This window comes from Dactylosporangium salmoneum (assembly GCF_039532525.1).
Lineage (GTDB): Bacteria > Actinomycetota > Actinomycetes > Mycobacteriales > Micromonosporaceae > Dactylosporangium > Dactylosporangium salmoneum.
Genome location: NZ_BAAARV010000061.1, coordinates 91,062 through 109,959 on the forward strand (window position 1 = coordinate 91,062; position 18,898 = coordinate 109,959).

Annotated in this window: 20 protein-coding genes and 1 pseudogene; 5 read left to right on the plus strand and 16 right to left on the minus strand. The window is 72.4% G+C overall.

Annotation, left to right across the window (positions count from 1 at the left end; all coding sequences use genetic code 11):
• Positions 1 to 14 precede the first annotated feature (14 nt).
• The 3 genes from atpE to ABD352_RS31770 form a co-directional block, all read right to left on the minus strand.
• Positions 15 to 242 carry an ATP synthase F0 subunit C gene (gene atpE, locus ABD352_RS31760; RefSeq protein ID WP_344616196.1) on the minus strand — a complete coding sequence of 76 codons (228 nt, stop codon included), beginning with the start codon at positions 240 to 242 and terminating at the stop codon, positions 15 to 17.
• Positions 243 to 345: 103 nt separating this feature from the next.
• A complete protein-coding gene (gene atpB, locus ABD352_RS31765; RefSeq protein ID WP_344616197.1) occupies positions 346 to 1,122 on the minus strand; it encodes a F0F1 ATP synthase subunit A in 777 nt (258 codons plus the stop codon).
• A 48-nt stretch (positions 1,123 to 1,170) separates the two neighbouring features.
• On the minus strand, positions 1,171 to 1,389 hold the full coding sequence (locus ABD352_RS31770; protein WP_344616198.1) for an AtpZ/AtpI family protein: 219 nt from the start codon (positions 1,387 to 1,389) through the stop codon (positions 1,171 to 1,173).
• A 235-nt stretch (positions 1,390 to 1,624) separates the two neighbouring features.
• On the opposite strand from ABD352_RS31770, the gene ABD352_RS31775 reads away from it, so the two are divergent.
• A complete protein-coding gene (locus tag ABD352_RS31775; RefSeq protein ID WP_344616199.1) occupies positions 1,625 to 2,056 on the plus strand; it encodes a hypothetical protein in 432 nt (143 codons plus the stop codon).
• 57 nt (positions 2,057 to 2,113) lie between these two features.
• Here the strand turns inward: ABD352_RS31775 and ABD352_RS31780 are convergent, their stop codons facing one another.
• Complete coding sequence (locus tag ABD352_RS31780) at positions 2,114 to 2,503, minus strand: hypothetical protein (protein ID WP_344616200.1); 390 nt, start codon at positions 2,501 to 2,503, stop codon at positions 2,114 to 2,116.
• Positions 2,500 to 3,750: a serine hydroxymethyltransferase gene (locus ABD352_RS31785; RefSeq protein ID WP_344616201.1), complete on the minus strand. Its 1,251-nt coding sequence runs from the start codon at positions 3,748 to 3,750 to the stop codon at positions 2,500 to 2,502. Before ABD352_RS31785 ends, ABD352_RS31780 begins: the two co-directional genes overlap by 4 nt.
• Before the next feature lie 43 nt (positions 3,751 to 3,793).
• On the opposite strand from ABD352_RS31785, the gene ABD352_RS31790 reads away from it, so the two are divergent.
• A complete protein-coding gene (locus tag ABD352_RS31790) occupies positions 3,794 to 5,245 on the plus strand; it encodes an SDR family oxidoreductase (RefSeq protein ID WP_344616202.1) in 1,452 nt (483 codons plus the stop codon).
• On the opposite strand, the gene ABD352_RS31795 is transcribed toward ABD352_RS31790, so the two are convergent.
• Genes ABD352_RS31795 through prmC form a run of 3 tightly spaced genes read right to left on the minus strand, consistent with a single transcriptional unit; the run spans position 5,242 to position 7,366 of the window.
• Positions 5,242 to 5,820: an arsenate reductase/protein-tyrosine-phosphatase family protein gene (locus ABD352_RS31795; protein ID WP_344616203.1), complete on the minus strand. Its 579-nt coding sequence runs from the start codon at positions 5,818 to 5,820 to the stop codon at positions 5,242 to 5,244. The two genes, ABD352_RS31790 and ABD352_RS31795, sit on opposite strands and share 4 nt — an antisense overlap.
• Positions 5,820 to 6,464, minus strand: a complete 645-nt coding sequence (locus ABD352_RS31800; protein ID WP_344616216.1) for an L-threonylcarbamoyladenylate synthase — start codon at positions 6,462 to 6,464, stop codon at positions 5,820 to 5,822. Before ABD352_RS31800 ends, ABD352_RS31795 begins: the two co-directional genes overlap by 1 nt.
• Positions 6,464 to 7,366 (minus strand): peptide chain release factor N(5)-glutamine methyltransferase, encoded by a 903-nt coding sequence (gene prmC, locus ABD352_RS31805; RefSeq protein WP_344616204.1) that lies wholly within the window; start codon positions 7,364 to 7,366, stop codon positions 6,464 to 6,466. The genes ABD352_RS31800 and prmC overlap by 1 nt, the downstream gene beginning before the upstream one ends.
• Positions 7,367 to 7,402: 36 nt before the next feature.
• Here prmC and ABD352_RS31810 point away from each other — a divergent pair, with 36 nt between their 5' ends.
• Positions 7,403 to 8,935 carry a GGDEF domain-containing protein gene (locus tag ABD352_RS31810; RefSeq protein ID WP_344616205.1) on the plus strand — a complete coding sequence of 511 codons (1,533 nt, stop codon included), beginning with the start codon at positions 7,403 to 7,405 and terminating at the stop codon, positions 8,933 to 8,935.
• A 493-nt stretch (positions 8,936 to 9,428) separates the two neighbouring features.
• Here ABD352_RS31810 and ABD352_RS31815 read toward each other — a convergent pair whose 3' ends face one another.
• The 3 genes from ABD352_RS31815 to rpmE form a co-directional block, all read right to left on the minus strand.
• The gene (locus ABD352_RS31815; protein ID WP_344616206.1) at positions 9,429 to 9,638 is read right to left on the minus strand and encodes a hypothetical protein; all 210 of its coding nucleotides are present in this window, start codon (positions 9,636 to 9,638) and stop codon (positions 9,429 to 9,431) included.
• 121 nt (positions 9,639 to 9,759) lie between these two features.
• Positions 9,760 to 10,854 carry a peptide chain release factor 1 gene (gene prfA, locus ABD352_RS31820; RefSeq protein ID WP_344616207.1) on the minus strand — a complete coding sequence of 365 codons (1,095 nt, stop codon included), beginning with the start codon at positions 10,852 to 10,854 and terminating at the stop codon, positions 9,760 to 9,762.
• Positions 10,855 to 10,946: 92 nt separating this feature from the next.
• A complete protein-coding gene (gene rpmE / locus ABD352_RS31825; RefSeq protein ID WP_344616208.1) occupies positions 10,947 to 11,174 on the minus strand; it encodes a 50S ribosomal protein L31 in 228 nt (75 codons plus the stop codon).
• A 203-nt stretch (positions 11,175 to 11,377) separates the two neighbouring features.
• Here rpmE and ABD352_RS31830 point away from each other — a divergent pair, with 203 nt between their 5' ends.
• Entirely contained in the window at positions 11,378 to 12,451 is a 1,074-nt protein-coding gene (locus ABD352_RS31830) for an RNA ligase (protein WP_344616209.1), read from the plus strand.
• On the plus strand, positions 12,452 to 13,354 hold the full coding sequence (locus ABD352_RS31835; protein ID WP_344616210.1) for a phosphatase domain-containing protein: 903 nt from the start codon (positions 12,452 to 12,454) through the stop codon (positions 13,352 to 13,354).
• Between the two features lie 69 nt (positions 13,355 to 13,423).
• On the opposite strand, the gene rho is transcribed toward ABD352_RS31835, so the two are convergent.
• The 5 genes and pseudogenes from rho to ABD352_RS31860 form a co-directional block, all read right to left on the minus strand.
• Entirely contained in the window at positions 13,424 to 15,463 is a 2,040-nt protein-coding gene (rho, locus tag ABD352_RS31840; RefSeq protein WP_344616211.1) for a transcription termination factor Rho, read from the minus strand.
• 329 nt (positions 15,464 to 15,792) lie between these two features.
• Positions 15,793 to 16,719 carry a homoserine kinase gene (gene thrB / locus ABD352_RS31845; RefSeq protein ID WP_425553712.1) on the minus strand — a complete coding sequence of 309 codons (927 nt, stop codon included), beginning with the start codon at positions 16,717 to 16,719 and terminating at the stop codon, positions 15,793 to 15,795.
• 24 nt (positions 16,720 to 16,743) lie between these two features.
• A complete protein-coding gene (locus ABD352_RS31850) occupies positions 16,744 to 16,935 on the minus strand; it encodes a type II toxin-antitoxin system antitoxin (RefSeq protein WP_344616213.1) in 192 nt (63 codons plus the stop codon).
• 16 nt (positions 16,936 to 16,951) lie between these two features.
• Positions 16,952 to 17,803, minus strand: a complete 852-nt coding sequence (locus tag ABD352_RS31855) for an SPFH domain-containing protein (RefSeq protein ID WP_344616214.1) — start codon at positions 17,801 to 17,803, stop codon at positions 16,952 to 16,954.
• Between the two features lie 147 nt (positions 17,804 to 17,950).
• A pseudogene (locus ABD352_RS31860) lies at positions 17,951 to 18,898 on the minus strand (hypothetical protein); the annotation flags it as partial.

Sequence of the window (18,898 nt, forward strand, 5' to 3'; positions counted from 1 at the left end):
AACAGGGGGGAGGTCTACTTGCCGAACACGAAGCCGAAGGCGATACCCAGCAGGGCGAGCGCCTCGACCACGGCGAAGCCGAGGAACATGTACGTACGGGTCAGGCCGGCCGACTCGGGCTGACGGGCGGTCGCCTGGATGTAGGACGCGAAGACGATACCGACACCGATGCCGGGGCCGATGGCGGCGAGGCCGTAACCGACGGCGGCGAGGCTACCGGAGACTGCGGCGAGGTCTGCCATTGAATTTCCTCCTGGGATCTCGCGTGCCCGATGCACGCGGGACAACTGAAAAAGGTGGAGCAGTAACGCTTTCGAAGCTTCGAAGCGGGGGTGGTGGGGCGGCTCAGTGCTCCTCGGCGAGCGTGCCGGCGAGGTAGTTGGCCGTCAGGAGCGTGAAGACGTAGGCCTGCAGGGCGGCGATCAGCAGCTCGAAGAAGGTGAGCATGATCGTCATCGCCCAGGAGATGACCGAGATCGGCTTCAGGAACAGGCTGTCCGCGTTGAGCAGCGCGAAGCCGCCCAGGGTGAACACCAGCAGCAGCATGTGCCCGGCGAACATGTTGGCGAAGAGCCGCAGCGCCAGCGTGACCGGCTGCAGGACGAACGCCTGCAGGGCCTCGATCGGCAGCAGCAGCGGCTGCATGAACCAGGGGGCCGGCAGCACCGCGGCGTGCTTGAGATAGCCGAGGAAGCCGTGCTTCTTGAAGCCCTGGTACAGGTACAGGAAGTAGGTGCAGAGTGCCATCATCGCCGGGAACGCGATGTGGGCGTTCGGCGAGACCTGGATGAACGGCACGATCGAGAAGACGTTGCCGACCAGGATGAACAGGAAGAGGCTGGCCAGGTAGGGCGCGAAGCGCAGGCCCTCGTGGCCGATGACGTCCTTGGCGATGCCCTCACGCACGAAGCCGTACATGCTCTCCGCGAGCCACTGGCCCTTGGTCGGCACGATCTTCGGCTTGCGGTAGGCGACCACGAAGAACACGATCACGACGGCCGCGGCGAGCCACAGGAACAGGCTGAACTTCGTCAGCCACGGCGCAGCGTCCAGCAACGCAGGGGGATAGATGTCTTCCACGCTGGGCGGGAAGGGCACCTCCGCCAGAACCTGACCGCTCACCACGTTCCTCTCGGTATCTTCATGAAGCTATGCCTCGTGCCGCCGGGCTCAGGCGCCCAGCCGTTTGACCACCAGGTAGATGCCGCCCGCGGCGCCGAGCACGCACCCGATAGCGGTGGCAATCCCGTCCCAGCCCAACCAACGGTCGACGAGCCAGCCGACGAACCCCCATACGGCAATGCCCGAGATGAGGTATCCGACGGCGGCCCAACCCTGGTTGGACCCACTCGAACCGGACTGCTTCGGTGTCTGCTGGTTACCGGCCATGACGCGGTGACCATATCAGCCTGCCGGGGGCACCCGTGCATCGACCCCCGCGTGCTCATCGCGCGGGGGTTCACTCATCGGGCCGGGGCCATCAACCGGCGGCCGTCAACGTTACTACGCCCACTCCTCTGCGAACGTCAACTACACGACTGATGCGTGAGTGAATGTTGCGCACGGTCACCCCCACCGGGTTAGCTGAGAGACCAGTCTAACAATGCGTGTTGGAGTGACGACCATGCGCAACGCCGTCATCGCGTTCTTGCTCATCCTGGCCGCGGTGGCGGTCACGAAGACCGGGCCCGACCAGACGCCTGACCCGAGCCGGGCGGCAGCCTCGGCGGTGTGTGACATATCACCGCAGCGCGTTACCGAGGGTAGCGGCAAACTCGTCGCGGCGGTGCAGTACCGCTGCGACTCCCCCGGCCCGGAGAAACTCACGGTCACCGTGCGCCTGCAGCAGGCGGGCGGCGGGCGCTGGCGCACGGCGGCCCAGCAGCAGTTCAGCGCGGCCGGGGGCGAGACGTTGGGCGCCGTGCCGGTCGCCCAGCGCACCCTCCAGGTCAGCGCGCCCTGCGTGCCCGGCGCCTACCGTACGGAGGCGGAGTGGACGATCAGCGGACGCACCCGGACCAAGCTCAGCGCCGAGCGGCGAAACCCCTGCGCCTAGAAACCCCTGCGCCTAGAAACCCCTGCGCCTAGAAACCCCTGCGCCTAGGCCACAGGCTCAGACGTCGACGTACATGATCTTCGCGCGCCACACCCAGATGGCGTGCGCGGTCATCCAGGCGATCACCGCGACGATCACGGACACGCCCATCCACGGCAGGCCGGCCCAGTCGGTGCCCAGCGCCACCCACATCGCGAACCCGATGAACGTGAACTTCACCAGGTAGGTCGCCATGGCCACCGGCAGCAGCATGTGCCGGGCCCTGAGGTCGGTCCAGGCGATGATCAGGCTGGAGACCACGTAGCTGACGGTGACCAGGCCGACCCCGGCGGCGTCGCCGGCCGCGCCCGCACCCCCGTCACGCCACAGCGCGATCGGGATCGTGACGGCGAGCACGATCGCCATCGCGAGCAACTGGGCGGGAAGGTGGGTCAGCCTCGTCTTCATCGAGGTGAAGGATACGCGGGAAATGCGGCGGTGAGCTCGCGCACCCGCTCGCCGACCGCCTCGCCGCGAACTGCCGCCGCGATGAGCGCCGCGATCGTGCGCATCTCGGGCTCCTTCATGCCCTGCGTGGTCACCGACGGCGTGCCGACCCGGATGCCCGACGCGGTCATCGGCTTCTCCGGGTCGTACGGGATGGCGTTCTTGTTCAGCGTGATCCCGCTCGCGTCGCAGCGCTCCTCGGCCTCCCGCCCGGTGATCCGCAGCGCCCGCAGGTCGATGAGGGCCAGGTGGGTGTCGGTGCCCCCGGAGACCGGCCGCATCCCCTCGCCGGCCAGCCCCTCGGCCAGCGCCCGGGCGTTGGCCACCACCTGGCGGGCGTAGTCGGCGTAGGTCGGCTGGGCCGCCTCCTTGAGCGCCACCGCCTTCGCGGCCACGGCGTGCATGAGCGGGCCGCCCTGGGTGAACGGGAACACCGCCTTGTCGATGCGCGAGGCGAGGGGCTCCCGGCACAGGATCATGCCGCCCCGCGGGCCGCGCAGCACCTTGTGCGTGGTGGCGCAGACCACGTCGGCGAAGGGCACCGGCGACGGGATCGCCCCGCCGGCGACCAGCCCGATGAAGTGCGCCGCGTCGACCATGAGATAGGCGTCGACCTCGTCGGCGATGGCCCGGAACCGCGCGAAGTCGATCAGCCGCGGGTACGCCGTCGCCCCGCAGATGATCAGCTTCGGCCGGTGGGCCAGGGCCAGCTCGCGCACCTCGTCGTAGTCGATGAGCTCGTCGTCGCGGCGCACCGGGTAGCCGACCGTGTTGAACCACTTGCCGGAGAAGTTGACCTTGCTGCCGTGCGTGAGGTGGCCGCCGTGCGCCAGCTCCATCGCCAGCACGGTGTCGCCGGGCATGAGCAGCGCGGCGTAGGCGGCCAGGTTGGCGCTCGCCCCGCTGTGCGGCTGCAGGTTGGCGTGCTCGGCCCCGAAGAGCGCCTTCGCCCGCTCGACCCCGAGCGTCTCGGCCCGGTCGACCTCGGCGCAGCCGCCGTAGTACCGCCGGCCCGGATAGCCCTCGGCGTACTTGTTGGTCAGCGTCGAGCCCAGCACCGCGAGCACGGCGGGCGAGGTGAGGTTCTCGCTCGCGATCAGCTGGAGCCCGCCGCGCAGGCGTCCGAGCTCGGCGAGGACCACGTCGGCGATCTCCGGGTCGGTGGCCCGCAGCGCGTCGAAGTCGGGCCCCCAGAAGGTGTCGCCCATGAAACGAGTCTAGGGGCCGATTGCGCAGGGTAAGCATGAAGTCATGCGATGTGTGGTGACCGGGGCGACCGGCTACGTCGGCGGCCGGCTCGTCCCGCGCCTGCTGGCCGCCGGCCACGAGGTGCGCTGCCTGACCCGCGACCCGCGCCGGCTGCGCGACGTGCCCTGGGCGCCGAAGGTCGAGATCGCCGAGGGCGACGTGGCCGAGGACATCGGACTGCTCGACGCGCTGCGGGGTGCCGAGGTGGCGTACTACCTGGTGCACGCGCTCGGCCAGGACGCCTTCGAGGACGTCGACCGGCTCAGCGCGCTCAACTTCGCCATTGCGTGCGAGGCGGCCGGGGTCGAGCGGATCGTCTACCTGGGCGGCCCGGTGCCCGGCGGCCGCGCCTCGGCCCACCTCCGCTCGCGGGGCGAGGTCGGCGACATCTTCCTGCGCTGCGCGGTGCCGGCCGTGATCCTGCGGGCCGCGGTCATCATCGGCTCGGGCTCGGCGTCGTTCGAGATGCTGCGGTACCTCACCGAGCGCCTGCCGGTGATGGTCACGCCGGCCTGGGTGCGCAACCGGCTCCAGCCCATCGCCATCCGCGACGTGCTGCGCTACCTGGTCGCCGCGGCCACGGTCTTCCCGCCGCCGGTCAACCGGGCCTTCGACATCGGCGGCCCGGACGTGCTCACCTATGCCGAGCTGATGCAGCGGTACGCCAAGGTCGCCGGCCTGCGCCGGAGGGTCCTCGTCCCGGTGCGGGCGCTCACCCCGTGGCTGTCCTCGCACTGGGTCGGCCTCGTCACGCCGGTGCCGAACCGCATCGCCCGCCCGCTCGTCGGCAGCCTCATCCACGAGGCGGTCTGCCACGAGCACGACATCGCCGAGTACGTGCCGGACCCGCACGACGGCCTGACCGGCTTCGAGACCGCCGTGACCCTGGCCCTGCGCCGGATCCGCGACGCCGACGTCGAGACCCGCTGGGCCAACGCGGCGCTGCCGGGCGCCCCGAGCGACCCGCTGCCGAGCGACCCGTCCTGGTCGGGCGGCACGGTGTACCGCGACGAGCGGGCCCGCGGCGTGTCCGCCCCGCCGGACCGGCTGTGGCGCGTGATCGAGGCCATCGGCGGGCAGAACGGCTGGCACTCCTTCCCCCTCGCCTGGTCCGTGCGCGGCTGGCTGGACCGGCTGGCCGGCGGGGTGGGGCTGCGCCGGGGACGCCGGGACCCCGCGCGGCTGTACGTCGGCGAGGCCCTCGACTTCTGGCGGGTGGAGGAGATCGTGCCCGGCTCCCTGCTGCGCCTGCGGGCCGAGATGAAGATGCCCGGCCGCGCATGGCTGGAGATGCGCGCCGGCTCGGACGAGCGGGGCGCGACGGTCTACGAGCAGCGGGCCGTGTTCCTGCCGCGGGGGCTGGCGGGGCACCTGTACTGGTGGGCGGTCGCGCCGTTCCACGCGTTCGTCTTCGGCGGGATGGCGCGCAACATCGCCCGGACCGCGGAGCGTTAGCGGCTCTGCGCGAAGAGCGCCTCGGCCAGCGGCTTCGTCGTCGCGTGGATCTCGTCGGCGACCCGGCTGAAGTAGGAGTCGCCGCGGCCCCACGGGTCGTCGAGCTCGTCGGACGCCACGGCCCGCTCCCCCGCCCGCGCCGCGTCGGCCGCCTCCACCAGGGCGACGCCCCGCGCGTAGACGTCGCCGGCCGGCGCCGGCAGGGGCAGGTCGCGGATCAGCCGGCCGAACTCGCCGAAGACGAACGTGCGCGGGGCCGCGTCCGAGCACAGCCCCGCGACGAAGTCCACCTGCTCGATGGTCGCGGTCAGGATCAGGTCCGAGGCCTCCACGTGCTCGGCGAGCAGCTTGCGGGCGCGGAAGCCGGTCACGTCGCCGCCGCGGGCCAGGACCTGCTTGGCCGCCTGCGGGTCCATGGGCTCGCCCGCGTGCCAGCCGCCGGTGCCGGCCCCGTGCACGAGGAGCTGGTCCGGGGTCGCGCCCAGCGCCAGCGCGTCGGCGACGAGCAGGCGCTCGGCCATCGGGGACCGGCAGATGTTGCCCATGCAGACGCAGAGGACGCTGAACGGGGGCATCAGGACTCGGGCTCGGGGACGATGATGTCGGGGACGACCTCGCGCAGCTTCTCGACCGGGATCGCGCCCGCGCGCAGGATGCGGTGCTCGCCGCCGACCACCGAGATGATCGTGCTGGCGACGGGCTCCGGGCAGGGGCCGCCCTCGAGGTACACGCTGACGGAGTAGCCGAGCTGCTCGCGCGCCTCGGCGGCGGTCTCGGCCGGCGGCGAGCCGTGCTTGTTGGCCGAGGACACGGCCATCGGGCCGGTCTCGCGCAGCACCTCCAGCGCGATGGGGTGCAGCGGCATCCGTACCGCCACGGTCCCGTCGTTGCTGCCCAGGTCCCACTGCAGGCTCGGCGCGTGCTCGACCACGATCGTGAGGGCGCCCGGCCAGAAGGCGTCGACGAGGTCGCGGGCCGCCTGCGGCAGGCCGAACACCAGCCCGTCGAGGGTGTGCCGGGACCCGACGAGCACCGGCACCGGCGTCGTGCGGCCCTTGGCGTTGTTGAGCGCGGTCACCGACCACGTCTTGAACGCGTCGGCGCCGATGCCGTACACGGTGTCGGTCGGCATGACGACCAGGTCGCCGCGGCCAACGGCCTCGATCGCGGCGGCGACCCCGCGCTCGCGCTCAGCGAGCGAGCTGCAGTCGTAGAGCATCACAGCAACCCATCTTGCCAGGCCCGCTCCGCGCCCCGGCGGGCGGTTGCGTAGCGGGGACGGCCGGCGAGGTCGCGATGGTCCTCGACCTCGTCGAAGTGACCGGTGGCGCGCAGCAGCCGCGGCAACGACTCGCCCTGGGTGTCGTCGTGCTCGATGGCCAGCAGCCCGCCCGGGCGCAGCAGGCGGGCCGCCGCGCGGGCCACCGCCGGCATGAGGTCCAGGCCGTCGGCGCCGGCGAAGACCGCCTCGCGCGGATCGTACTCGGCCACCTCGACGTCGACCGGGGCGGACTCCGGGACGTACGGCGGATTGCACAGCACCATGTCCACCGCGCCGGTGAGCCCGCCGAGCACCGCGTCGTCGGCCACGTCGCCGACGACCACCTCCACCCGCGGTGCGAGCCGGGTCACGTTGCCCCGCAGCCAGGCGAGGGCCGCCTCCGACCGCTCCACGCAGTACACCTGCGTGGTGGGAAGCCGCGTGGCGACAGCGAGCGCGATGGCCCCGGACCCGGAGCACAGGTCGACCACGCGGGCCTGCGGGGTGAGGCGCGCCAGCGCCCACTCGACCATCAGCTCGGTCTCGAAGCGCGGCACGAACACGCCGGGCCCCACGGCCAGCTCCAGGCCGTAGAACGGCGCGTGGCCAGTGAGGTGCTGCAGCGGTACGCGAGCGGCACGCCCGGCCACCAGGCGCGCGAACTCGGCGGCCGCGACCCGGTCCAGCGACGCCGTGAGCAGCCGGGCCCGGGGCACGCCCAGCGCGTGCGCGGCCAGCAGCTCGGCGTCGACCCGGGGCGAGGCCACCCCCGCCGCGGCGAGGGTGCGGGTCGCCGTCGCGAGTGCGGACGAAAGCGTGGGCAACTCGTCTTCCGGCGTGTCATCTTCGAGGCGGTGCACCCCATAATCATGGGGCGCGCTGGAAGGGGGTCGGCGATGGCGGTTGGCGACCGCACGTCCGAGCTGTCGCGCGCTCGCCGCCTGCTCTTCGACGACCACATCGGGGAGGCCCTGACGGTCGTCGAGCGGGTGCTGGAGGGCGACCAGTCGCCCCAGGAGCGGATCGAGGCGCTGAAGCTGCGCCTGATCGCGCTGCTGAACCTCGGGCGGACCGAGGAGTACACCGGCGCGCTCGACGCCGGCCTGGCCGCCGCCCGCCAGGTGCAGGACCCCGGGCAGTACGGCGAACTGCAGGCCCTGGCCGCGATCGTGGCCCTGCGCACGGGCTCCCTGCACGACTGCGTGCGGGCGCTGGTGCACGGGTCGCGGGCCCTCGGCGCGGTCGAGCTGCCCGACGAGGCGACGGCGTGGGGCTGGCACAACCTCGCGATGGCGTACTCGTACACCGGCTTCCACGGCCACGCCCTGAGCGCCATGGACAAGGCCCGCGAGGTCGCGCTCGCCGCCGGGGTGCCGACCGCGGGCACCGACTTCGCCGCGCCGCAGATCCGGCTGCGCCTGGCCGTCGACCTCGACCACCGCGGGGACAGCGAGGGCTGCCTGCGCATCCTGCTCGACATCGCCACCGACCTGCAGCGGCGGGTGCGCGACGACGAGGTCGACCGGCTGCGCCCGGTGGCCCGCGGCGCCATGGGCTACACGCTGGTGCGCCTGGGCACGCTCGGCGCGCCCGCCCCGCCCATCGACCCGTGGCCGCTGCTGGACTCGGCCGGCCTGTCGACCCGGGCCGACGACCTGCGCACGCTCGGCGCCGCCTGCCAGGCGATCGCGGAGCGCCGGCCGATCGAGGCGATCGCCCGGCTGGAGACCGCGCAGGTGAGCGAGGACTCCCTCGGCGCGGCCGAACTGCCCCGGCTGCGCGCCCTGGCCCACCTGGGCGCCGGCGACTACCGCTCGGCCTACCACGCCGACCGCACCGCGTTCCGGGTCGCCTACGCCCAGCTGGACCTGCTGCGCGACCTGTTCGTGGACGGCGTCGCCGCGCTGCTCGACCATGAGGACCTCGTCCGCAAGGTCGACTTCCACCGCGGCGAGGCGCAGACCGACCCCCTGACCGGCCTGCCGAACCGCCGCTACCTCGAGGAGCACATCACCAAGCTGGTCTCGGCCGGCGGCCGCGCCGCCCTGGGGGTGTGCGACCTGGACGGGTTCAAGCAGGTCAACACCGTGCACGGCCACCTTTCCGGCGACCTGGTACTGCAACGCGTCGCCGGCGTGCTCAACCGCGTGATGCGCAAGGGCGACTTCGTGGCCCGCTACGGCGGGGACGAGTTCGTGGTGGTGCTGCCGACGACGTCGGCGGCGGAGGCGCGGGAGATCTCGCGGCGGATCGTGCACGCGGTGGCGGCGGAGGACTGGCAGTCGCTGGTGCCGGGCACGCCGGTGGGGGTGACCATCGGGTGGGCGGGGCTGTCGGGCGAGGACTTCCAGACGGTGGCCGAGGCGTTCGAGGCGGCCGACCACGCGATGCTGCGGGCCAAGACTCCCCGGCCCCGCGCCGCGTCCTGACGAGCCCGCCCGAAACGGGCCAGGACTTCCTATGCCCGCCTCGCGTCTTGAGGAGCCGCCGAGCACCGACGCGGCCGCAACGCGCAGCGGCGCACGGTGGGACGGGGCTCGCGCGGCCCGACAACCACCCGAAATGGACTCCCTGCCCCCGCCTCGCGTCTTCACGAGCCGACCCGAAACGGGCCAAGACTTCCTGTCCCCGCCTCGCCTCGAGGAGCCGCCGAACACGGCGCGGCCGAAACGCGCAGCGGCGCAGGGTGGGACGGCGCTCACGCGGCCCGACAACCACCCAAAGGGCCACAGTGCGTGGCGGCCCACGGTGGGACGGCGCTGCGCGGCCCTAAAGCCGAAAGCGAAAAGCGCCCCAAAAAACGATAAGTCGGGCGCTCCGCGCCACGACTTATCGGATTTATACCCCGTCAGGGTAAATGTCCGAAAAGTCGCGGCACGGAGTGCCCGACTTTTCGGGTGACCAAAGCTGGAGTGGCGCCCCTCAGCGGGCGGCCAACAGGACCCGGGCGTCTTCCTCGCGAATGCGAGCCCGCTCCTGATCGGCACAAACGGCCGCCCACGCGTTCGCCCTCGCCGTCGGCATGCGCTCGGCCCCGAGCACGGACCGGCCCACCTTGTAGATCAGCTCCGCGGCCGTGCCGACGACGGCCCGCGGGCCGGCGGAGATGTCGACGGGTGTCGACGACGCCATGGCTTCCCTCCCGGATGTGTCGGCGTTCACGTTGGGTGCATCTCGTTCGCACCGAAACGGTACCGGAGTCCAGGGTGCCCCTGCACCGTTTCCACAATGTGACGTCCGCGTTAGACCCCCATCACCCCCGGCTGAGCTGGTCCTCCCCCGCGAGGCGGGCCTTGCGGTCGGCCTCGGCCAGGGCGTCCAGCACGCCGTCGAGGTCCCCGCCGAGGGCCAGGTCGAGGTTGTACGCGGTGTAACCGATCCGATGGTCGGAAATCCGATTCTGGGGAAAGTTGTACGTCCGGATGCGCTCCGACCGATCGACGGTGCGCACCTGTGAGCGTCGCGCGTCCCCCGCCGCCGCGGCCGCCTGCTCCTCGGCCAGGGCGACCAGCTTGGCCCGCAGCATGCGCATCGCGCGGTCCTTGTTCTGCAGCTGCGAGCGCTCGTTCTGGCAGGAGACCACGATGCCGGTGGGCAGGTGGGTGATGCGCACCGCGGAGTCGGTGGTGTTGACGCTCTGCCCGCCCGGCCCGGAGGAGCGGAAGACGTCGATCCGCAGGTCGTTCTGGTCGATCTCGATCTCGCCGGTCTCCTCCGCCTCGGGGGTGACCAGCACGCCGGCGGCCGAGGTGTGGATGCGGCCCTGGGACTCGGTGGCCGGCACGCGCTGCACCCGGTGCACGCCGCCCTCCCACTTCAGCCGGGACCAGACACCGTTGCCGCCGTCGGGGATGCCGCGCGTCTTGATGGCCACGGCGACGTCCTTGAAGCCGCCGAGGTCGGACTCCTGCGAGTCGAGCATCTCGGTGACCCACCCGTGCCGCTCGGCGTAGCGCAGGTACATCCGCAGCAGGTCGCCGGCGAACAGCGCCGACTCCTCGCCGCCCTCGCCCGCCTTGACCTCGAGGATCACGTCCTTGGCGTCGTTGGGGTCGCGCGGGGCGAGCAGCTCGGCCAGGCGCTCCTCCAGGGCCGGGATGCGCGCCTCCAGCTCCTCGGCCTCCGCGCCGAACGCTGGGTCCTCGGCGGCCAGCTCGCGGGCGGCGGTGAGGTCCTCGCGGGCCTGCTCCAGCTCGCCGGCGGTCTTGGCGATCGGGGACAGCTCGGCGAAGCGCCGCCCGGTACGGCGGGCCAGCGTCTGATCGGCGTGGATGCCGGGGTCGGCGAGCTTCTGCTCCAGCTCCTGGTACTCGGCCAGGAGCTGGGCGAGCCTGGTGTCGGTGCTCATGATGCATCCCTCGAAAGAAGAACCGGCCGGAAACAGAGTCGGCGCCCGCACCGAACCCTGCGGACAGGGCGGTGCGGGCGCCGGAAGCGCAGCTACTTGCCGGCCTTCTTGGCCTGGACCTTCGCGTACTTCTGCTGGAACTTCGCGACCCGGCCCGCGGTGTCGAGCACGCGCTGCTTGCCCGTGTAGAACGGGTGGCAGACGGAGCACGTCTCCACGTGGATCTGCCCGCCCTTGGCGGTGCTACGGGTGGTGAAGGAGTTGCCGCAGGAGCAGGTGACCTCGGTGGTCGCGTACTGCGGGTGGATGTCCGGCTTCATGGCCGCGGTCCTTTCGTTCGGTCGGTCGCCGGGTCGCCCGACGTGCGGGCGTGAACCGGAACCTGAGTTGGCCGTCGGTCAAGTCTGCCATGACCGGGTCACGACACCTCGACCGGTGTCTGTAACGCCCACTCCCCCGCCGGCATTCCCACCCGATAAGACGTCGCTGACGCGAGCGAGGCTCACCTACGCTGTACCGCGCTATGAGCCTCCACATCGATGCACTCTGCGACCCGAAGCTGCTGACCGACATGGTCGACGGCGGCTACATCCGCACCCAGCGCCACCCCTCGCTGCCGCTGCTGATCCACAACTACACGGAGAAGACACAGTACGAGAACGTCTGGAACGCCGCGACGCTCGCCTGCCGCGGCCTCGTCGTGTCGGCCGACGGGCGGGTGCTGGCGCGGCCGTTCGCGAAGTTCTTCAACCACGGGCAGCCGGGCGCGCCCGAGCTCGACCTCGACGGGCCGGTCCGGGTCACGGACAAGGCCGACGGGTCGCTCGGCGTGCTGTTCCCGACGGCGGAGGGCTGGGCGGTCGCGACCCGCGGCTCGTTCGACTCCGAGCAGGCGCGGCACGCGACGAGGGTGTGGCTGCAGCGGTACGCCGGAAGCTTCACGCCGCCGCCCGGCCGCACGCTGCTGTTCGAGATCATCTACCCGGCCAACCGCATCGTGCTGGACTACGGCGGGCTGGACGACCTGGTGCTGCTCGGCGCCGTGGACATCGCGACCGGGCGCAGCCACGGGCCGGACGCGGTGCCGGACTGGCCCGGCCCGGTGGTGGAGTCGTTCGGCTACGCCACGCTGGCCGAGGCGCTGGCCGCTCCCCCGCGGGACAATCGCGAGGGGCTCGTCGTGCACTTCACCGGGCCGGACACGCGCCTGAAGATCAAGTACGCCGAGTACGTCCGCCTGCACCGCATCGTCACCGGGCTCAACCCGCGCGTGGTGTGGGAGGCCGTGGTGGCAGGTCGCCTGGACGAGCTGCTGGAGCCGCTGCCCGACGAGTTCCACGCCTGGGCGAGCAACGTCGCGGCGGAGCTCACGGCGCAGGTCGAGGAGCTGGTGGCCGAGGTCGAGCGGGAGTACGCCGAGGTCGTCGTGGGCCTGCCCGAGGGCTGGGCCCGCAAGGACTTCGCGATCGCGATCGCCCGCCACCCGCGCCGCGGCTGCCTGTTCCTGCGCCTGGACGGCAAGGACTACCGGCCGCTGCTGTGGCAGCAGGTCAGGCCGTCGGTCGGGGAGACGCCGGACCGGGAAGGGGAGGCCTAGATGGCCACGCTCACCATCACCCGCGGCCTGCCCGGCTCGGGCAAGACCACCTGGGCCAAGCAGCAGGCGCACCTGACCCGGGTCAACCGCGACGACATGCGCCGGATGCTGCACGGCGGGCGGATCGACGACCCCGAGCGGCGCGGCCGGGCCGAGAAGGAGGTCACGGCGGCGCACCACGCGGCGGTCGAGGGGCTGCTGCGCGTGGGCGCCGACGTGGTCTGCGACGACACCAACCTGCGCGGGCGCGTGGTGCGCGAGTTCGCCGAGCTGGCCGCCAAGTGCGGGGCGCACTTCGTGGTGCGGGACTTCACCGACGTACCGCTGGAGGAATGCATCCGCCGGGACGGGCTGCGCTCGGGCGACGGGCAGGTCGGGGCCGACGTCATCCGTTCCATGCATTCGCGGTACCTCGCGGGCCGCGTCCTGCCCCTGCCGCTCCCGGTCATCGACCCGTCGTCCGGCGCCGCCTACGAGCCGCCGCCGGACGCGCCGCGGGCCGTGCTGGTCGACATCGACGGGACCGTGGCGCTGTTCAACGGCCGCAGCCCGTACGACATGACCCGCGTCGGCGAGGACACGCCCAACGCCCCGGTGATCGCCGCCGTGCGGGCCATGCACGCGGCCGGCCACGAGGTCGTGTTCTGCTCGGGGCGCTCCGACGACTGCCGGGAGGCGACCGAGGCCTGGCTGGCCGAGCACGTGGCCGTGCCGTACCGGGGCCTCTTCATGCGCGTCACCGGCGACCAGCGGCGCGACTCGATCGTCAAGGCCGAGATCTTCGAGAAGGAGATCCGCAGCCGCTACCACGTCGTCGGGGTCTTCGACGACCGCCAGCAGGTGGTCCGCATGTGGCGCGGCCTCGGCCTGACGGTGTTCCAGGTCGCGGAGGGCAACTTCTAGCGTCCGGCGAAAAGGGCCCCCGGGGTTGTCCCCGGGGGCCCTTCGCTTCGGACAGCTGGTTACTCGTGCTTACTCGCCCGGCGTGGTCTGGGCGATCTGCATGAGGAACTCGACGTTGGTCCGGGTCTTCTTGAGCCGGTCCAGCAGCAGGTTGAGCGCCTCCTGCGAGTCGAGGGCGTGCAGCACCTTGCGCAGCTTGATGACGATCGCCAGCTCGTCCGGGGCCAGGAGGATCTCCTCCTTGCGCGTGCTGGACGGGTCGATGTCGATGGCCGGGAAGATGCGCTTGTCGGCGATCTTCCGGTCCAGCTTCAGCTCCGCGTTGCCGGTGCCCTTGAACTCCTCGAAGATGACCGTGTCACCGGTGGAGCCGGTCTCGACCAGCGCCGTGGCGATGATGGTCAGCGAGCCGCCGTTCTCGATGTTGCGGGCCGCGCCGAGGAAGCGCTTCGGCGGGTACAGCGCCGTCGAGTCGATACCACCGGACAGGATGCGGCCGGAGGCGGGCGACGCGTTGTTGTACGCGCGGCCGAGCCGGGTGATCGAGTCGAGCAGCACGACCACGTCGTGGCCGAGCTCGACGAGGCGCTTGGCCCGCTCGATCGACAGCTCGGCGACGGTGGTGTGGTCCGACGGCGGCCGGTCGAAGGTCGAGGCGATGACCTCGCCCTTCACCGAGCGCTGCATGTCGGTGACCTCTTCGGGCCGCTCGTCGACCAGCACGACCATGAGGTGGCACTCGGGGTTGTTGCGGGTGATCGCGTTGGCGACCGCCTGCAGCACCATGGTCTTGCCGGCCTTGGGCGGCGACACGATGAGCGCCCGCTGGCCCTTGCCGATCGGCATCACCAGGTCGATGACGCGCGTGGTGAGGATGTGCGGCTCGGTCTCCAGGCGGAGACGGTCCTGCGGGTACAGCGGGGTGAGCTTGTAGAACTCGGGGCGGCGCTTGGCCTCCTCCGGGTCCATCCCGTTGACCGTGTCGAGGCGCACCAGCGGGTTGTACTTGTCCCGCCGCTGCTCGCCGTCGCGGGCCTGGCGCACGGCGCCGGTGACCGCGTCGCCGCGGCGCAGGCCGTACCGCTTCACCTGCGACATGGCGACGTAGACGTCGTTGGAGCCGGACAGGTAGCCGGTGGTGCGCACGAACGCGTAGTTGTCCAGCACGTCGAGGATGCCGGCCACCGGCACGAGGACGTCGTCCTCGCTGACCTGCGGCTCGTTGCCGCCCCGGCCCGGCGCCTCGGCGCCCTCGCGGTCGCGGCCACGGCGGCGGTCGCGGAACCGGCTGCGCCGCCCGCGGCGGCCCGTGCCGTCGTCGTCGCCCTCGTCGTCGGCGAACCCGCCGCGCTGGTTGCGGTCGCCCCGGTCGGTGCGCTCGCCCCGGTCGCCGCGGTCGGCGCCGTTGCGCTCGGCCCGCTCCTGGCGCTCAGCCCGCTCGGTCCGCTCGCCACGGTCGGTGCGCTCGGCCCGCTCCGCGCGCTCGGTGGTCCGCTCGGCCCGCTCGGTGGTCCGCTCGGCCCGCTCGGTGGTCCGCTCGGCCCGCTCGGCCCGCTCGGTGCGCTCCGGTCGCTCGGCTCGCTCGGTGCGCTCCGCGCGCTCGGCCCGGCTGGGGCGCTCGGCCCGCTCGGGGCGCTCGGCCCGCTCAGGGCGCTCGGTGGCCGGGGCGGCCGTCTCGGTGGCCGCGGGGGCGGTCTCCTCGCGCGCGGCCCGCGGCTCCGGCGGACCGGCGGCGCGGGTGGCCCGACGAGGGGTGCGGACCGGCGGCTCCGTGACCTCGGTGGCGGAGGGCCACTCGGCCTCGGGCGTCTCCGTGCGGGCCTCCGTGCGGGCCTCGCTGCGGGCGCGGGTGGCCTTGACGGGCGCCGCGGCCGGGCGCGACTCGCCCGCCTGGCGCTCCTGGATGGCGGTGACCAGCTCGCCCTTGCGCATCCGGGCGGTGCCGGAGATGCCCAACGAGGCGGCCAGGCTCTGCAGTTCCGGAAGCAGCATGCCGGCCAACCCCGTGCCCGAGCGCCGCCGACGGGTCGCGCCAGCCTCGGCGCCGTCGGTCTCGGCCGAAGCGCGGCCGGTGGAGACATCCGACGTGACGTCGGTGGTGTCGCTCAATGGATTCCTTCCCTCGTTAGGCCGGGGCTACCCGATTCGTGCATGGTGCCGGGCGGCCCGCGGGTGCTCCCGCCTCGCGTTGCGTGCGGGAGGTGTTGCAGCGCTGCGGTGGGCTTGGACGCCACCATTTGCGTCACGGGCCCAGCCGTGCGCGCGCGACCACAGGAAACGCGGGTTGGCGGCCGGGCGTGCGCAAAGGGGTGCCACGGAATTCGGAGCACGCCGCCCCGCATGAGATCGCCGCACTGAGCGGCTGCTGTAGGACTAGAGAGTAATCAACTCCGCTAGCCAGCGGCAACAGGGTCCCGCTCGGCGTGTTCCAGCGTACCTCATACCGAGTTGTCAGTGCGCCTTGGCAGCAGCTCACCGCCGAGACGCGCGCCCGCCACATCGACGTCCAGCGGCAATACTCGCCATCCCGGCACCGCCCGCGGCGCCCATCCGTCGACGCCCAGCGCGAGCACGCTCGGCCCGGCACCGGAGACGACCGCGGCCACCCCCTCGGCCCGCAGCAGCGCGACGAGTTCTGCGGTCAAGGGCATGCCCTGCGCACGGTACTGCTGGTGCAGCCGATCCTCCGTCGCGGCGAACAACCGCCCGGGATCGCCGGCGAGCGCGTGCACGAGCAGGGCCGCGCGCCCGGCGTTGAAGGCGGCGTCGGCGTGCGGGACGGCCTTGGGCAGCGCGGCCCGGGCCACCTCGGTGAGCCCGCGCTCCTCCGGCACGTAGAGCACGGGCCGGACGCCCGGGTCCGGCTCGCGCCGCACCGCCGTGGCCACCCCGCCCTCCTCCCAGGCGATGGTGAACCCGCCGAGCAGGCAGGGCGCCACGTTGTCGGGGTGGCCCTCGATCGCCCCGGCGAGCGCGAGCGCCTCCTCGTCGGGCATCCGCTTCTCGCCGTCCTCGACGAGCGCCCGCGCCAGCACGATGCCGGCGACGATGGCGGCGGAGGACGAGCCGAGCCCACGGGCCTGGGGAATGCGGTTGTCGCAGCGCAGGTGCAGCCCGGCCGGCCGCTCCCCGAGCGCGTCGAAGGCCCGCAGCATCGCGCGCACCACGAGGTGCGACTCGTCGGAGGGCAGCTCGCCAGCGCCCTCCCCGGTCACCTCGACCGTCACCCCGCCCGCGGTGACGCGCCCTTCGACGGTGTCGTAGAGCGTCAGCGCGAGCCCCAGCGCGTCGAACCCGGGACCGAGGTTGGCGCTGGTGGCGGGCACGCGGACGACCGCGCGGTCGAGCAGCAAGGCCATCTGCACATCTCACCATGAGGATCGAGGTGCTCAGTTGTCGGGATCCTCCGCCAGTACCTCGGAATCTCCCCGGCGCACGTCGCGCCCCACCTGGCGAAGGGCCAGGCGGAGCGCGAACTCGATCTGGGCGTTCACGCTGCGCAGGTCGTCCCCCGCCCAGCGGGCGACGGCGTCGTACACCTGGGGATCGAGCCGCAGCAGCAGCTTCTTGCGCTCGGGCACAAGCGTTCCCGTCCGGTCAGGCGTAGAGGGTTCCGGTGTTCACGACCGGCTGGACGTTCCGGTCGCCGCACAGCACGACCAGGAGGTTGGCCACCATCTGGGCCTTGCGCTCCTCGTCGAGTTCCACCACCTCGAGCTCGCCGAGCCGCTCCAGGGCGCTCTGCACCATGCCGACCGCGCCCTCCACGATCTTGTACCGGGCCCCGACGATGGCGCTGGCCTGCTGGCGGGCGAGCATCGCCTGGGCGATCTCCGGGGCGTAGGCGAGGTGGGTGATGCGCGACTCGAGCACCTCGACGCCGGCCAGCGCCACCCGCTCCCCCAGCTCGACGGTGAGCTCCTCGCTGACGACGTTGCCCTCGCGCAGGCTGGCCCGGCCGTCCTCGTGCGACTCGTACGGGTAACTGGTGGCCAGGTGCCGCACCGCGGTCTCGGCCTGCACGGCGACGTACGAGATGTGGTCGTCGACGCCGAAGGACGCCTTGAACGTGTCCACCACGCGCCAGACGACCACGGCGGCGATCTCGACCGGGTTGCCGTCGGCGTCGGAGACCTTGAGCCGGTCGGTCTCGAAGTTACGCACCCGCTGGGAGACCCGCCGCTTGGTGCTCAGCGGCACGGTCCAGTGGAAGCCGGCCTCCGAGATGGAGCCGACGTAGCGGCCGAAGAACTGGATGACCCGCGCCTCGTTGGGGCCGATCACGGTGAACCCGCTCAGCACCAGGGCGAGGACGATCGCGCCGACGACGGCGGTTGTGCCGACCACCTCGTCGCCGGCGCCGTTGGCCACCACCGCCGCCGCGACCCCGAGCACGACCAGCACGCCGAGCATCACGAACCCGGTAACCCGAAACGCCCGTCGTTCCATGACAACTCCTTGAGGGCTATCGAAGTGATATCACTACGATAGCTGATCCGCGCAAGCCCCCGCGCCGGCCGCCGTCCGGCGCCGAAACGAAGGGGGACCGGCCGCCGCGTGGGCGGGCCGGTCCCCCGGGAGTCGGCGAACGGCGGGTCAGTCCGGGACGTTCCACGCCTTCAGCGCGACGTTGACCGTGCCGTCGGCGGCCACGCCGGTGACGTGCAGGAGCACGATCTTCCACTTGATGCCCTGGTGCTGCGCCGCCTCGAACGACGTGTTGACGCACAGCGTGAGGTCGGCGGTCTTGACGTTGATCTGCGTGTCGGGCGCCAGCCGCGAGGTGTCGAACTTCGCCGCGCAGTCGTTGGGCTGCACGTCGGCGCTGTTCATGGTGACGACCTTGGCGTCGCGGTCGAAGGTGAAGAACTCGCCGTTGGAGACGACCAGCTGCATGTCCGCGGCGTCGCCGGACGAGCCGACCTCCGGCTTGTCGAGGTCGATGTTGCGCGAGCCGTAGCTCGACGGCGGGTGGATCTCCAGGTTGATGGTCGACGGGCTCCACGACTCGGTGAACTCCGCCTTCGGGTCCAGCTCACCCGGCGAGGTGGCGGGCCGCGGCGCCTTCGTGGTGACCGCCGGGCGGGCGGTCGTCGCCGCCGCCGTTGGCTGGTTGTTGCCGCCCTCGTTGCCGTTGTTGGCGTTCGGCTGGTTGTTGCCCGCCGGGGCGGCCTGCTGGGCCGAGCCCGCCGCGTCCTTGGCGTCGTTGGCCACGCCGAGCGCGTACACCGAGACGGCCACCGAGATCAGCGACACGAGGATCGCCACCAGGGTCACGCCGACCAGGAAGCCGCCGCGGCGCGGGGCGGGCGCCGCGGCGGGCCCGGACGCGGGCGGCACGGCGTTGAAGCCACCGGTCACCGGAGGGACCGCCGCCGGGGGCGCGCTGAAGGGTGCCCCGCCCGGGCCGGAGACCGGGGCGCCGGAGGAGGGCGGCGCGCTGAACGGCTGCCCGCCCGGCCCGGACACGGGAGCGGCGGGCGCGGGCGCGGGCGCGCCGTACGCCTGGCCGCCCGGCGCAGCGGGCGCCGGCGCTCCGTAGGG